Annotated in this window: 12 protein-coding genes; all 12 read right to left on the bottom strand. The window is 47.5% G+C overall.

What is annotated here, in order from left to right; all coding sequences use genetic code 11:
- Nucleotides 1–271: 271 nt before the first annotated feature.
- On the bottom strand, nucleotides 272–826 hold the full coding sequence (locus BMW94_RS01660; RefSeq protein WP_090993826.1) for a glutathione peroxidase: 555 nt from the start codon (nucleotides 824–826) through the stop codon (nucleotides 272–274).
- Between the two features lie 260 nt (nucleotides 827–1,086).
- Nucleotides 1,087–1,812, bottom strand: coding sequence for a LutC/YkgG family protein (locus BMW94_RS01655; protein ID WP_090993824.1), 726 nt, complete (start codon nucleotides 1,810–1,812; stop codon nucleotides 1,087–1,089).
- Entirely contained in the window at nucleotides 1,802–3,319 is a 1,518-nt protein-coding gene (locus BMW94_RS01650) for a LutB/LldF family L-lactate oxidation iron-sulfur protein (protein WP_090993822.1), read from the bottom strand. The genes BMW94_RS01655 and BMW94_RS01650 overlap by 11 nt, the downstream gene beginning before the upstream one ends.
- Entirely contained in the window at nucleotides 3,316–4,044 is a 729-nt protein-coding gene (locus tag BMW94_RS01645; protein ID WP_063563333.1) for a (Fe-S)-binding protein, read from the bottom strand. Before BMW94_RS01645 ends, BMW94_RS01650 begins: the two co-directional genes overlap by 4 nt.
- Before the next feature lie 75 nt (nucleotides 4,045–4,119).
- Nucleotides 4,120–4,881: a DeoR/GlpR family DNA-binding transcription regulator gene (locus tag BMW94_RS01640; protein WP_072732506.1), complete on the bottom strand. Its 762-nt coding sequence runs from the start codon at nucleotides 4,879–4,881 to the stop codon at nucleotides 4,120–4,122.
- A gap of 1 nt (nucleotide 4,882) precedes the next feature.
- Nucleotides 4,883–6,376 (bottom strand): rhamnulokinase, encoded by a 1,494-nt coding sequence (locus tag BMW94_RS01635; protein ID WP_090993820.1) that lies wholly within the window; start codon nucleotides 6,374–6,376, stop codon nucleotides 4,883–4,885.
- A 240-nt stretch (nucleotides 6,377–6,616) separates the two neighbouring features.
- Nucleotides 6,617–7,132 carry a DUF2500 domain-containing protein gene (locus BMW94_RS01630; protein WP_368086886.1) on the bottom strand — a complete coding sequence of 172 codons (516 nt, stop codon included), beginning with the start codon at nucleotides 7,130–7,132 and terminating at the stop codon, nucleotides 6,617–6,619.
- 108 nt (nucleotides 7,133–7,240) lie between these two features.
- Nucleotides 7,241–9,043, bottom strand: coding sequence for an oligoendopeptidase F (gene pepF, locus BMW94_RS01625; RefSeq protein WP_090993818.1), 1,803 nt, complete (start codon nucleotides 9,041–9,043; stop codon nucleotides 7,241–7,243).
- 352 nt (nucleotides 9,044–9,395) lie between these two features.
- The gene (locus BMW94_RS01620) at nucleotides 9,396–9,755 is read right to left on the bottom strand and encodes a winged helix-turn-helix transcriptional regulator (RefSeq protein ID WP_090993816.1); all 360 of its coding nucleotides are present in this window, start codon (nucleotides 9,753–9,755) and stop codon (nucleotides 9,396–9,398) included.
- A 476-nt stretch (nucleotides 9,756–10,231) separates the two neighbouring features.
- Nucleotides 10,232–10,795, bottom strand: a complete 564-nt coding sequence (gene hxlB, locus BMW94_RS01615; RefSeq protein WP_090993814.1) for a 6-phospho-3-hexuloisomerase — start codon at nucleotides 10,793–10,795, stop codon at nucleotides 10,232–10,234.
- Between the two features lie 5 nt (nucleotides 10,796–10,800).
- Entirely contained in the window at nucleotides 10,801–11,433 is a 633-nt protein-coding gene (gene hxlA / locus BMW94_RS01610; protein WP_090993813.1) for a 3-hexulose-6-phosphate synthase, read from the bottom strand.
- Nucleotides 11,434–12,061: 628 nt separating this feature from the next.
- The gene (locus BMW94_RS01605) at nucleotides 12,062–13,144 is read right to left on the bottom strand and encodes a lactonase family protein (protein ID WP_090993811.1); all 1,083 of its coding nucleotides are present in this window, start codon (nucleotides 13,142–13,144) and stop codon (nucleotides 12,062–12,064) included.
- Nucleotides 13,145–13,299: the final 155 nt, after the last annotated feature.

The following is a 13,299-nucleotide window of genomic DNA, read 5'->3' as shown; positions in this document are numbered from 1 at the left end:
TTTCATCCAGATAACCTGAAAATCACACCGGAACCAACTGACCGAAATAGTATATTAGTCATTTTAGAATAAAAAAAATGGGTTCCTTCGTTATCTCTCTTTTACCCTAACATTTCCAGTCCTAATCTTCAACAGTCTCAAAGTCGTAGGACCAATGGGTATCCATCCGAATTGGCATGAGTAAAATTCCCTTTGCTCCCTCCATATAGAGATTATTTTGCTGTATACGAATACTAGAATTTTGAAGATACACCGCTCGCTCAAACTCAAACTAAGCCTGTCTCAGCAGGTTCCGAATTGCGGACTCCATCTCTATTGGTGCCACTGTAGTCTCATAGCGGCCACTCACTTTCCCGGTTCGGTCAATCAGAAATTTGGTGAAATTCCATTTGATCCCGTCTCCCCGGTATAAATCGGGATGTTTCTCCTTGACGAATTGATCCATCCACCGACCTTCTTCCGACTCCATATCATAACCTTCAAATGGGGCAGCTTCGACCAGATAGCGAAACACAGAGTGTATGGATTGTCCGGTAACCTCGATCTTCTCAAAAATCGGAAAGGATATATGAAAATGATTCCTGCAATACTGAGCTATCTCATCACTGCTGCCCGGCTCCTTGTGATTAAATTGATCACAGGGAAACGCCAGGATCTCCAGCCCTTGATCACGATACTGCTCATACAGGTGCTGAAGCTCCGTAAATTGTCGAGAGTAACTGCACTTGCTGGCTGTATTCACAATAAGTAGCACTTTCCCCTCATAAACAGATAAATCACCCGCGTGTCCATACATAAATGGAACTTGATAAGAAAATATGCTCATTCATAACGCCTCCTTGGTCGGGTCTCACATGAACCCTCTCTTGAAATGGATTATACGCCGCTTCCCTTGATAGGTTAAATATATAATAATTATAATATTAATAGTTTTTATCTATAGAATATTTTTATCTACTGCCATATGATTGAATGGCTCATTATCCCTTTCATAATGGACATACTAGACATAGAAAAAACTGCCCTTCGCAGACAAAAAGCTGCTTTTGGACAGTCATTCGTGAGGTTATGCATTTAGAAATGGTGTTATCCCATAATAAGACCATATACAATCCCCGGTCCATGTACCCCAATGGTCAAATCATTTTCAATATCGGAAGAACGACTGGGACCGGAAATAAAATGAATGCCTGCCGGAAGATTTTCTCTTCCCGCTTCATCGAAGCGATCAAGCGTTTCACCAAGCCTGGTGTAGAGCCGTTCAATCGGAATAATAATGATGAGTACGGTGGGCAATAGACTCACAGAACGCCCTTTTTCTGGCGAAGAAAGCACCGTGATGGAACCCGTATATGCTGTAGCATAATCCGCCATGACTACACCGATATCTGCCTCGGCTGCCCGTGCCTTCCAGTTCTCCTCTGCTTGGCTGTTCCATACAGAAATCTGCACATCGGGGAGTTGCTCTTCCAATCCAAGTTCGGTCAGCGCCTGTTCATTCTGACGTATGATGTATTTGGCACTTAATTCATGAGATTTGTTAGCGATGAAATCCGAGGCTTCGCCAATGTCTCTTACCCGCGCAATATGAGCACCTACACTCACAAAATTATCGGTAAATGCCTGTATGCGCTTATCTATGTCCCAATCCAGATCCGTCCAGAATGCGGGTGCACCGCGAAAAGGTTGAGTCGGAGCATGTGTCTGCCGTGGTCTTCTCAATTTGGACGCAATATCGTTCATAAAGTGTTCCTGCTTTGCACGGGACTTCTTCTCCATTTGCTCCAGCCATTCCTGATGTTCAGTGTTCATGTTGACCACCGCCCCCCTCACGCTCACGAAGAATCTGTTCCATTCGGTCCCGAACGGAAGAATCCATCTCTTTCTTCTCCTGATTCAGCTCCTGATCCAGCTTGTTCCATTGCTGCCGGAAGGAACGCTTCGCGAGGCTTGGCGCAACCCGATAGCTGTTCCAGCCTTTGAGGGGCCCAAGTTTAAGTGAAATTCCGTTATTCCGCACAATGGCTTTCTGACCAATCTGTCCCAGTCGAATAGCCGCACCGAAGCGTTTAGAATTGGATACAACCGCTGCAAAACCTTTCATGCCAGCGCTCTCAAGCTTGTTGCCATGGCCCTCTTCCACCTTGCGTCTGCGTAAATATACGAGCATATCATGCAGCGGAATTTTGACCGGACAGGCTTCATAACAGGCTCCGCACAGACTGGAAGCACCCGCAATGTCGTTCCATTCATCAATATTGCCATTGAGTGCAGGCGTAAGCACCGCTCCGATCGGTCCGCTGTAGGTTCCACCATAGGCATGCCCGCCGATATGACGATATACCGGACAAGCGTTCAGACAGGCCCCGCAGCGAATACAGTTCAACAACTCCTGGAATTCGGGATCACCCAACTGGAGTGAACGTCCATTATCCACGATAATAATGTGCATTTCATCTGGTCCGTCCCCATCTTCTGTTCGACGAGGACCGGTTATGCCTGACATATACATCGTCAATTTTTGACCTGTCGCGGAGCGTGGCAGCAGGGTTGCCATCACCTCGAGATCCGTCCAGGATGGAATGATACGCTCCATGCCCATTAAGGTAATCTGTGTTTTTGGCACGGTGGATACCATGCGGGCATTGCCTTCATTTTCAAATAGGACCATGGAACCCGTCTCTGCAATGGCAAAATTGCAGCCGGTCATGCCAATATCGGCTTCAAGAAACTTCTCACGCAGCTTTTTGCGTACAAATCCAGCAAGTACGGTGGTGTCCGGTTCCAGAGTTTCACCCGCTTCCTTGGATAACAGGTCCGCAATCTGGTAACGGTTCTTGTGAATTGCCGGAATGACGATATGAGATGGAGCTTCACCCGCCAATTGAATGATGTATTCACCCAGATCGGTCTCTATCGCTTCAATACCTGCGGATTCCAATACATGGTTGAGATGTACTTCCTCGGACACCATCGACTTGGATTTCACCACCGTAGAAGCCTGCTTGTGAGCCGCAATATCCAGTGCAATCGTTGCTGCCTCTACCGAAGTATCGGCAAAATGAATATGAACCCCATTGGCACGTGCATTATTGACGAATTCATTCAGATAATAATCCAGATGTGCGATCGTATGCAGACGAATCTGACGTCCACGTTCACGCCATTCTTCCCAGTTCCCATGTTCTTCGGATGCAGACTTCTTGCCATTACGCAATCGCTCTGTCGTAAACTTGACGGCTTTCCGCAGGAAGTCATCATTCAAAGCCAGTTCTGCACGTTCTTTGACGGTAACATCCATTACACCGGGTTGACTCATCCTGTTTGCACCCCCTCATATAGCAGTTCGGCCAAATGCATCACACGTACTGGTTCATTCCGATACCGCAGATTACCTGCGATATTCATCAGACAGGCCATATCCAGTCCTACCAATACTTCGGCTTCCGTCTCTTTGATGTGATCAACTTTTTCTGTGACCATGGCACCAGATATATCCGGCATTTTGATAGCAAAGGTACCACCAAAGCCGCAGCAATCCTCTCCGTAAGGAAGGGGAACAAATTCCAAACCTTTTACTGCCGAAAGTAATGCCATAGGCTCATCCTTTACGCCTAACAAACGGCTGCCATGACAGGAGGGATGATATGTAACCTTATGCGGAAAATGTGCACCCAAATCCGTGATGCCAAGCACCTGAACGAGGAACTGTGTGAACTCGTAGGCTTTGGCTTCCAAACGTTTAGCCTTCTCCAGCCATACAGGTTCATCGACAAACAGCTCGGGATAATGATGAATCATGTACGTACAGGAGCCCGAGGGACAGACGACAAAATCACTATCATCAAAGGCTTCCAGAATCGTTTTGGCGGCTACCCGTGTCTCATCCCAATACCCGCTGTTGTAGGAAGGCTGACCGCAGCAGGTCTGCACGGGCGGGAAATCCAACCGAACGCCATGAGCGGCGAGCAATCTCACCATCGCCTCCCCCACACGGGGATATATGGCATCGCTGAGGCAGGTAATGAATAAGGAGACCTTCATGATTACACGCTCCTATAACTGATGAATTGTTGTTATAACGCATATACGTATCGAATATCGTATCGTTTATCGTTTTTATACCCTTGTGATTGAGATATCATAGCTGTTCAGTCGTTCTATCAAATCATCATCAAGCGACTGATCCGTGATCACCGCATGAACCGCATTTAACCCGGTTACCCGGGCAAATGCACGAACTCCAAACTTGCTCGTATCCGCAAGCAAAATGACCTGGTCGGATATACCGACCATTTTCTGCTTCAACCGTGCCTGAAGCTCATTGGATTCACTGATTCCGCCACCTTCCAGATGCACACCTTTACAAGACAGAAACAATTTATCGACATGATATGTCTCTAGAGAACGTTCGGCGAGCGGTCCAACAAAAGACAACGATCTCTGGGCCAGCTGGCCTCCAGTCGAGATGACTTCAATCTTGTCCCTGCTGCTCAGTTCGGTGGCTACCTGTATGGAGTTGGTCAATACGGTCAGTGGCATATCCGGCATATTGGCCGCCATATACCCTGCTGTCGTGCTGGCATCCAGTAGAATTCGATCACCCGGACGAATCATGGATAGAGCCGATTGGGCAATTCTTTTCTTTTCCTCTGCATGTGTTGTTTCCCTTACCCGGTAAGGGATCTCCGGCTGCTCTTCCTTCACGCTGACAGCGCCGCCATGGGAACGGCGCAGTCGCCCTGCTTGCTCCAGCCGGTCCAGATCACGCCGAATGGTCTCTTCTGTTACCCGGCAGTGCTCACTAAGCTCGGATACACGCATACTGCCCTTAACATTAACCATCTCCACAATCCGGTCATAGCGCTCTGCTGCCAGCATGTTACACCTCGCTCCCGGCTTGTGATTTGGGAGAAGCCGTCAACCTTAGGAATCTACCATAGGCCTCTTCCCAGATGGGTCTGTCCTTTGGTTCATAATCAGTAACTGGGAATGAATCACGAATGACCTTGCGGGCTTCCCATATATCCTTAAAGGCTCCACTTGCCATCCACTGTACAGCCATGTTCCCGATCGCACTACCTTCTGCTGGCCCCGCCCATACCGGTTTGCAGATGGAATTGGCTGTCCACTGACATAACAGGCGATTCTGAATGCCACCACCGACCATATGCAATCCATTAAAAGACTGTCTGGACAGTTGTTCTGTCCATTCCAGCACTCTCCGATACTTCAGTGCAAGGCTCTCCAGAATAGAACGGGCAATGGCCCCCTGGTCTTGCGGCTCAGCCTGCCCTGTATCACGGCAATATTGTTGTATGCGAGAGGTCATATCCCCTGCTGGCATAAACCGCTCATCATCGGGATCAAACAGACTCGTAAATGGAGGAGCAAGTTCCGCCCTGCTCAGTAACTCCGCATAGCTGATTCCCTGTCCCTTCCGTTCCCATTCACGCATGCATTCCTGCAAAATCCACAGGCCCATGATGTTCTTAAGCAAACGGAACGTACCGCCTGCCCCGCCCTCATTCGTAAAGTTGAGCGCCAAACTCTGGGAACTGATGGCGGGGTGATCAATCTCCGTGCCCATAAGTGACCAGGTTCCGCAGCTTAGGTAAGCAAATGAACGCTCTGTTGCCGGAACAGCCACGACCGCTGAACCGGTGTCATGCTCTGCAACCGCAATAACCGGAATGGCAGATAGGCCCAGATCACTGCAAATGCTGCTACGCAGTTGTCCTACATGAGTACCTGGCATGACCACATCTCCAAACAGCGTCTCCGAAATACCGATATGTGCAAGCAGTTCACCGTCCCAATGCCCTGTGGTTGGGTTGTACAGCTGTGTTGTGGTGGCGTTGGTAAACTCATTCACCGCTTCACCGGTCAGAAAGTAACGAAGCAGATCGGGGATCATGAGAAAACGCTCCGCTTCGTTAAGCAGTGGGGAGCCACTTCGCTTAAGCGTAGCCAACTGGTACAGTGTGTTAAAGCTAAGAAACTGGATGCCTGTGCGTTCGAAAATTCGCTGAGAGGTCAATTCCTTACGCACCTGATCCATCATGCCGTTAAATTGTGTATCACGGTAATGATACGGATTACCCAACAATTCACCATGACTTCCAAGCAGTCCAAAATCAACCGCCCAGGAATCAATCCCCAGACTTTCAGGCTGCTCTCCCTTTTGTTTAACAAGGTTCAGCCCTTCCAGCAATTCATGGTGCAGCCTCAATATATCCCAGTGCAGCCGCTCCCCCGCTTTTACCGGTTCATTCTTGAACCGATGGATCTCCATCGTTTCCATTCCCCGATCATTCAGATGACCCAGCAGTGCTCTCCCGCTTCCAGCACCCAAATCATACGCCAGCACACTCACCGCTCTTCACCAGCCCTTCATCCCATACTATATTTTCGCTCTTGAATATTCCTTGATTTCAATCATAGCTGCTCTGCACTTTATTCTTTATTTTTTGTTTGTTTATTTTTGTTTTATACTGTTTAGCTTTATTTTACGAGTATATCATCATTGTAAGCGTTTGAATACCCTGTGATTGGTTTCTTTTACCCATACCAAAAACTACTCTCTCCACTCGGGAGGAGCCGCTTCACTGTTATTTCACGTATAAAAGCTGTTTTTACTAACACCGGACTGGGGCTGCACATCTCTTTCAAAATGCTTAAACCTTGTCCCCTGATACGTCAGCATGCCTCGGTCATTTTCTACAAGCATACCATACTCATTTCCACCGACGTTCAGTTCTACCCGTTCACCGTTGTCCAGCTCAAATGTAATGTAATAGTAGGTGGAAGCACTGCTGTCCCCTGATCCCCCGCTAACTCTCGTTCGTTTGGCCACAATTGTTGAATGCAAGGTTAACAGAGCTGATGCATTGTTCGAAGACCATGTGCGTACCCCGGAAATAATGGCATAAACAATGACACCCGCAATGATGAGAAATATGCCCCCGATAAAGATTGATCCAAACGCACTCATTGCACCAAACTCATTGAAACCAGCAAAAAAACCACTCTGATTGCCCTCAAATCCCGGAACATCATTCATGTCATCAAAAATACCGAAGCCATCCATGCTTAACCAGCCCAGTGATGAAGATATGCTCAATGACGTCATTCATCATCATTCCCTTCTCCCTGCAAATTAAGATGCACCGCCCCCTGCCAAGGAGACGGTGCACGCAGACAACCCTACAAGCCTTGTCCGTATACTATATGAACCTGATTACGAATACAGACGTTCAAGTTCCTCGACCAGACTGCCAACATAGGCCACGGCAGCACGAATCGGCTCAGGCCCGGACATGTCCACACCCGCAAGCTTCATCAGCTCTTGCGGATCAAGGCTTCCTCCCGCTTTCAAGGCGTCAAGCCAGCGGTCTACGGCAGGCTGCCCCTCTTCCCGAATCAGCTGTGCAGCAGCGGTAGATGCCGTCAGACCTGCTGCATAGGTATATGGATACAATCCCATATAATAATGAGGCTGTCTCATCCAGGTCAGTTTGGCCCCTTCGTCAATCACCAAATCAGGCCCCCAGAACTCGGAGAGGATGTTGCCTTTCAGCTGACTTAATGTCTTCGCTGTGATCGGTTCATCCTTGGTTGCGAGTGCGTACACCTGACGCTGCAACTCACCTTCAAGCAGATGCGTAACAAAGTTATGGTAATACGTATTGAGCAATTGCAAAATGACCCAACGACGCATTCTCGGATGATCAGAACGTTTCAACAAATGATCTGCCAGCAGCATTTCATTCATTGTCGAAGGCGCCTCTATGAAATAGAGGGACGGTCGTGTATTCGTAAGTCGTTGGTAATGCCCGGCAAGCATGAAATGTCCGGCATGTCCCACTTCATGGGCAAGTGTAAATGCTCCGCGCATATTGTTTGCCCATGAGATGAGGATATAGGAATGAGAACCATATATGGACGAACAAAAAGCTCCTGTCGATTTGCCCGCATTATCTGCGTAATCTACCCAGCGCTCACTAAATGCACGTTCCACAATGTCGCCATATTCCGGTCCCATCACGGCAAGAGCTTCACGAATGAGCGTGCAGGCTTCCTCATATGTAATGGCAGGGCTGAATTCAGGGTCCAGTGGTGCTTTCAAATCACAGAACATCAACTTGTCCAGACCTAACTCACGTTTCTTGAGAGCTGCCAGTCTGCGCATATGAGGTGCAAGTTCCTGCTGGATGATATCCAGTACATTGTTATACATCTCTTTGCTTACCTGCTGCGGGCTGAGCAGCATATCCGTTACATCATCATATCCACGCAGCCTGGACATGACGACCTGTTTCTTCACTTCGGTGGCGTAACCTTCAGCAAACGTATTTTTGTAATCATTCAGCTTGGAGCTGAATGCAGCATACGCAGAGCGGCGCAGCTTCGTATCCGATGACATTTCATAATTATTCTCATAGAATGACCAGGACAGCGGGCGGTTATTGTCATCGCCATCAAGTGCATCGTCAAACGTCATGTCTGCCAGTTTACCACGCAGATAGATCCGATATGGCGAATCCAGTACTTCCCCAAGGGCAGCGAGTACCTTCTCCGTTTCGGGCGAAAGACGATGTGCCTTTTCCTGAATTAGACGATTCAAACTGCGGGCATACGGCTGCAAACCCGGAAGTTCTTCAATATAACGTTTAACCGTTCCATCCGGAAGATTCACGATCTCGGAATTCACAAAAGACAAGGACGACGACAAATTCGATAAGATGTCTCCCGCCTTGGCTGAATTCTCAATATTCACGGAATTGGTACTGTCCTCCGACTGTTTCAGCCGGGCATATGAAGCCGTTTTGCTAATGCGTTCCTGCAAAGCTTCGCGGGCATCCAGACAGGCCAGCAGCTGCTCAGCGCCTTCGCCCAGATGTCCTTTGAATGTTTCGATATGGGCAGCAGCTTCAGGCAGTGATCTAAGCTCCTGCTCCCACTCTTCGTCAGTCCCAAACAAGTCTCGCAAGTCCCAGGTCGTCTCTTGGCTTACTTCATCGCGTGTACGTATTTTTCCCATCGTTATATGTCATCCTCCTTGCATTTCCAATATCTCTCATCGTATCATATTCGGAGCATTTATACCTTACAGGATATTCACACTTACCACTCCGCTGGCAGAATAACCTTACGATCGCTGTTATCCCCAGATTTTTTGTTCCTTTTTTGAAGGGGGAAATCCGGGGATAAGCATATGCTTCCGATGCAGCTTTCTTTCTGAAAGCTTTTAGGCGAACGCTTCGCTTCTTCAGGCTATTTCTGCCTTCTACGTTTCAAGAAAACTTTTTTAAAACTGTCAGTGAATTAGAAGAAAAGAAAAACCGCCGGGTAATGGAAGTATCCATTTACCCGGCGGTTCGTCTGACTATAACTTATTCTGATTTCCAAATTACATTTTCACCATAGTTTTTACCCCAGTTATACATCGCATGCAGCACGGGCATCAGGCTCTGTCCGTGATCCGTCATCGTATATTCCACACGAGGAGGTACTTCTGCATACACTTTGCGCTCAATTAGTTTGTCTTCCTCCAGCTCACGCAACTGGTTGGTCAGCATTTTTTGAGTAATATGAGGAATCAATCGCTTCAATTCACTGAAACGTTTGGTGCCTTCAAGACCCAGATGCCATAGAATAATCAGTTTCCATTTGCCTCCGATCACCGCAAGGGTCAATTCTTTCTCACAGTTAATCTCTTTCAAGTTGATCCGTTCCTTCACTTCGGACGCCATGGCACCGAGCCCCCCTTCTCTTCCATTCGATCTTATATCGCTAAAATGCAATTCGCATATCACAAGAACACTCCGCAGCAGGAGAACTTGCCGCTCCCTTGTATCAAATACGGGTTCATTGGTTCGATACAGCTTGTATACATTTTACTACAGCACGACCCCGATGTTAAGCAAACCCCGAATCAGACCACAAACAACGATAACAGAAAAGACCGGAACTCCCTCTTTTCAAGGAAATTCCGGTCTTCCATCTATATAAGTTGAACTAATGAATATTTACACTAGCCACTCCGATGACAGAACAATCTTCCGATCGCTGTTATGCCCAGATTTTTTTCATCCTATTTATCAAAAGTGAAAATCTGGTCATAAAGGCGAACGCTCCGCTTCTCCAGCTTATTTCTGTCCTCTACGTTATTTTGTAAATGTTTAGTTCAACTTATCTATTCTATTTTATAAAGTTTATGACACTTGGACTATTCCAGGTTGGCATGACGCCCAAACATATCTGCTCCAGTCATACTCTTCATGTCCATCATGGTGAGCACCAGTGCATCCATGCTCAGCAGCAGCCCCTGTTCAAACAGAGAGCCCATCGGCTGAATGGTTACGGCTGCTCCGGCGGTCGCTGTATCCTCTTTGGCGGAGGCAGGAAGACGAACCACGGTATCGGACAGCTGTCCAATGGTGGACTCTGGTTTAATTGTGATCAGACCCACAGAAGCACCTGCTTTATTGGCCTTCTGAGCCATTGCTGCCAGGCTACCAGTTTCCCCTGAGCCTGAGCATAACAAGAGGAAGTCCTTCGCACTGATCCCTGGCGTAACGGTCTCACCAACTACATATACCCGAAGCCCCATCTGCATCAATCTCATGGCAAAAGCCTTGCCCATCAGACCGGACCGGCCTGCGCCTGCCACAAAAATCTGTTCGGCAGCCAGAATATGTTCCGCCATGGCCTTCATCTCCGAGTCGTCGATCTGGCTTAGCGTACGCTCCAGTTCCTTCAAGATGTCCACTGCGTATTGCCCTGTGCTCATCTGTCTTACCCTTGTTGAACCAGACGTTGCATCTCAGCTGCTACTTTGGCTTTGTCTGCTTGGCCGGTGATCCCGCCACCTACAATGACCAGATCCGGTTGTGCTTTGATCACTTCAGGCAATGTTTCTAGCTTGATGCCACCAGCGACAGCCGTTTTAGCGTTTTTCACAGCAGCTTTGATCGTTTGCAGATCTTCGAACGGGCTTTGTCCTTCAGCTTGCAGGTCATAACCTGTGTGTACACAGATGTAATCTACGCCAAGCGAATCAACTTCACGAGCACGCTGTTCAAGGTTAGGCACGTTGATCATGTCCACAAGAACTTGTTTGTTTTGTTTCTTCGCTTCTGCTACTGCACCTTTGATCGTACTGTCATTGGTTGCCCCAAGCACAGTGATCAGATCCGCACCAGCTTCAGCTGCTTTCATGATTTCATAACCACCAGCATCCATAATTTTAAGATCTGCAAGAACTTGCAGATTAGGGAATGCTTCTTTCATCGCTTTTACCGCGTGCAGACCTTCATTTATAACGATTGGCGTACCAATCTCAACGATATCGATATATTGTTCAACTTCTTTAACAAGTGCAATACCTTCAGGGATGTTTACCAAGTCCAATGCCAATTGCAATTTCACGATTCATTTCTCCTTTTGTTGTTCGAGTATGAGTATATCCTGTAAAGGATGTTAAAATATTTAGCCTGCACCGTTCAGCCAGTTCAGATGCATGCAATGTTTGTCATGGCTACTCATTCATTGTAGAACCTGACTATCCATTAAGGAAGTACGCACTTTGAAGTCAGGTAGTTACTTGCACGATACTATTGAATAAAACAAGTTGTTATATGAAGTTAAAAACTGCCTCGAAACGGCTTCCCATTTCGGTAAGCGACCAGAGATCGGTCACCCTGATGCACCAAACTTGCAAGGGCTAAGGAATCTACCGAACGCTAAATGGCGGATTCCCAAGGGTTGCAAATTCTAACGAACTTCAGTGATGTTATCTCGGTGAAAAAACGGCTTCCGAGCCTCAAAAACGACGTAATCGATGAAATAACGTCTATGAAATTCGTTACATCTCAGAACGATGCTAATGGGGGCAAATAACGTGTGCCAGGTTCATTAGCCCTTTTTACATCTCAGCATGAAGACCCTGCCCCAAGATACAAGGCAGGGTCTTTTTCCATTTTTCAAGTCAGCAAGATGGTCCATATTAATCCTGAAATCAATGTGAGCCCCAAGCTAATAATCGCAAATCCTGGGTTTACAGATATACAGGTTTCACGCATACCGGCTTCGATACACCTGTGCTGTGACCTGTGTATTTCAGACGCCCGCTCTCCTGATCCACTGTAAAGGAAACAATATTGTTGGTATCTCGGTTAGCTGCAATCAACAGTTTGCCATTCGGAGTCAAAGCAAAGTGACGTGGGTGTTCACCCTCAGCAGATACATGCTCAACCAGTTTCAAATGTCCTGTTTCAGCGTCTACTGCAAATACCACGATGCTGTCATGCCCGCGGTTCGAACCGTATACGAAACGACCATCGTTGGATACGGCGATTTCAGCTGTTGTGTTTTCACTGCCGTCATAGCCGTCAGGCAATGTGGACACGGTGGAAACTTCTGTCAACGTGCCTGCTGCTGCATCATAACGGAAAGTCGTAATGGAAGAATCCACTTCGTTAATAACATAGGCGAATTGACCATTCGGATGGAATGCCAAGTGACGAGGTCCTGCACCCGGATGTGTTTTGGTTTCACTGTGCAGTACGAGTTCGTTCTTCTCTGCATCAATGGAGTAGATTGCGATTTTGTCCGCACCCAGATCCTGTACCATCATGTATTTGCCATCCGGGCTAAAGAACGCGGAATGCACATGTGGCTTGTCCTGACGTTCAGGATGCGCACCTTTGCCTTCATGTTTCTTCTCATCCAGAAGCACGCCAACTTCACCGTTATCCGTCAGGGCTTGCAGACCCACCAGACCACCGTGGTAGCTGGAAAGGATCAAGTAACGTCCGGAAGGATCACGTTGGATATGACATGGTGGAGCCGAAATGGAGTCATGACGATTCAGCAATGACAATTTTCCTGTTGAAGGATCAATGCTCAGAGCTACAGCTTCAGACATTTTATTACCTTCGGCAGACGCCGTCTCACCGATCGCATACAGTTTATTACCTTCAGCATCTACGTTTACAAACGTTGGATTTTTCACGCCCGCGATGCCGTCAAGCTTGGAGAGGTTACCTGTATCCTCATTCAATTCATATGCGTAAATGCCCTCATTTTCCGCTTCGGCATAAGAGCCGACCAATACGAGCAAGCGTTTTGATTCACTCATTACAGTTTCCTCCTCTATGTGTATGTAATCTGGTTGCACCTCTTCTATAATAAATCTGCCATATCAAAATAGCAATCCACCGCCCCTGTGCAGCCATCAAAGAAGTGGCCTCAAACATATGCTCATTACGCAAGTCAATACCAAAATCCATTCCC

Source organism: Paenibacillus sp. OK003, from assembly GCF_900109515.1.
GTDB classification, from domain to species: domain Bacteria; phylum Bacillota; class Bacilli; order Paenibacillales; family Paenibacillaceae; genus Paenibacillus; species Paenibacillus marchantiae.
Note: the sequence above shows the minus strand (reverse complement) of the source record. Positions and strands in the feature narration are given on the sequence as shown.

Coding starts and splice junctions, on each gene's coding strand:
- BMW94_RS01640 (WP_072732506.1), bottom strand. CDS start 4,881: ATGCTGGCAGCAGAGCGCTATGACCGGATTGTGGAGATGGTTAATGTT.
- BMW94_RS01620 (WP_090993816.1), bottom strand. CDS start 9,755: ATGGCGTCCGAAGTGAAGGAACGGATCAACTTGAAAGAGATTAACTGT.
- BMW94_RS01645 (WP_063563333.1), bottom strand. CDS start 4,044: ATGAAGGTCTCCTTATTCATTACCTGCCTCAGCGATGCCATATATCCC.
- BMW94_RS01630 (WP_368086886.1), bottom strand. CDS start 7,132: ATGACGTCATTGAGCATATCTTCATCACTGGGCTGGTTAAGCATGGAT.
- BMW94_RS01605 (WP_090993811.1), bottom strand. CDS start 13,144: ATGAGTGAATCAAAACGCTTGCTCGTATTGGTCGGCTCTTATGCCGAA.
- BMW94_RS01660 (WP_090993826.1), bottom strand. CDS start 826: ATGAGCATATTTTCTTATCAAGTTCCATTTATGTATGGACACGCGGGT.
- pepF (WP_090993818.1), bottom strand. CDS start 9,043: ATGGGAAAAATACGTACACGCGATGAAGTAAGCCAAGAGACGACCTGG.
- BMW94_RS01650 (WP_090993822.1), bottom strand. CDS start 3,319: ATGAGTCAACCCGGTGTAATGGATGTTACCGTCAAAGAACGTGCAGAA.
- hxlB (WP_090993814.1), bottom strand. CDS start 10,795: ATGAGCACAGGGCAATACGCAGTGGACATCTTGAAGGAACTGGAGCGT.
- BMW94_RS01655 (WP_090993824.1), bottom strand. CDS start 1,812: ATGAACACTGAACATCAGGAATGGCTGGAGCAAATGGAGAAGAAGTCC.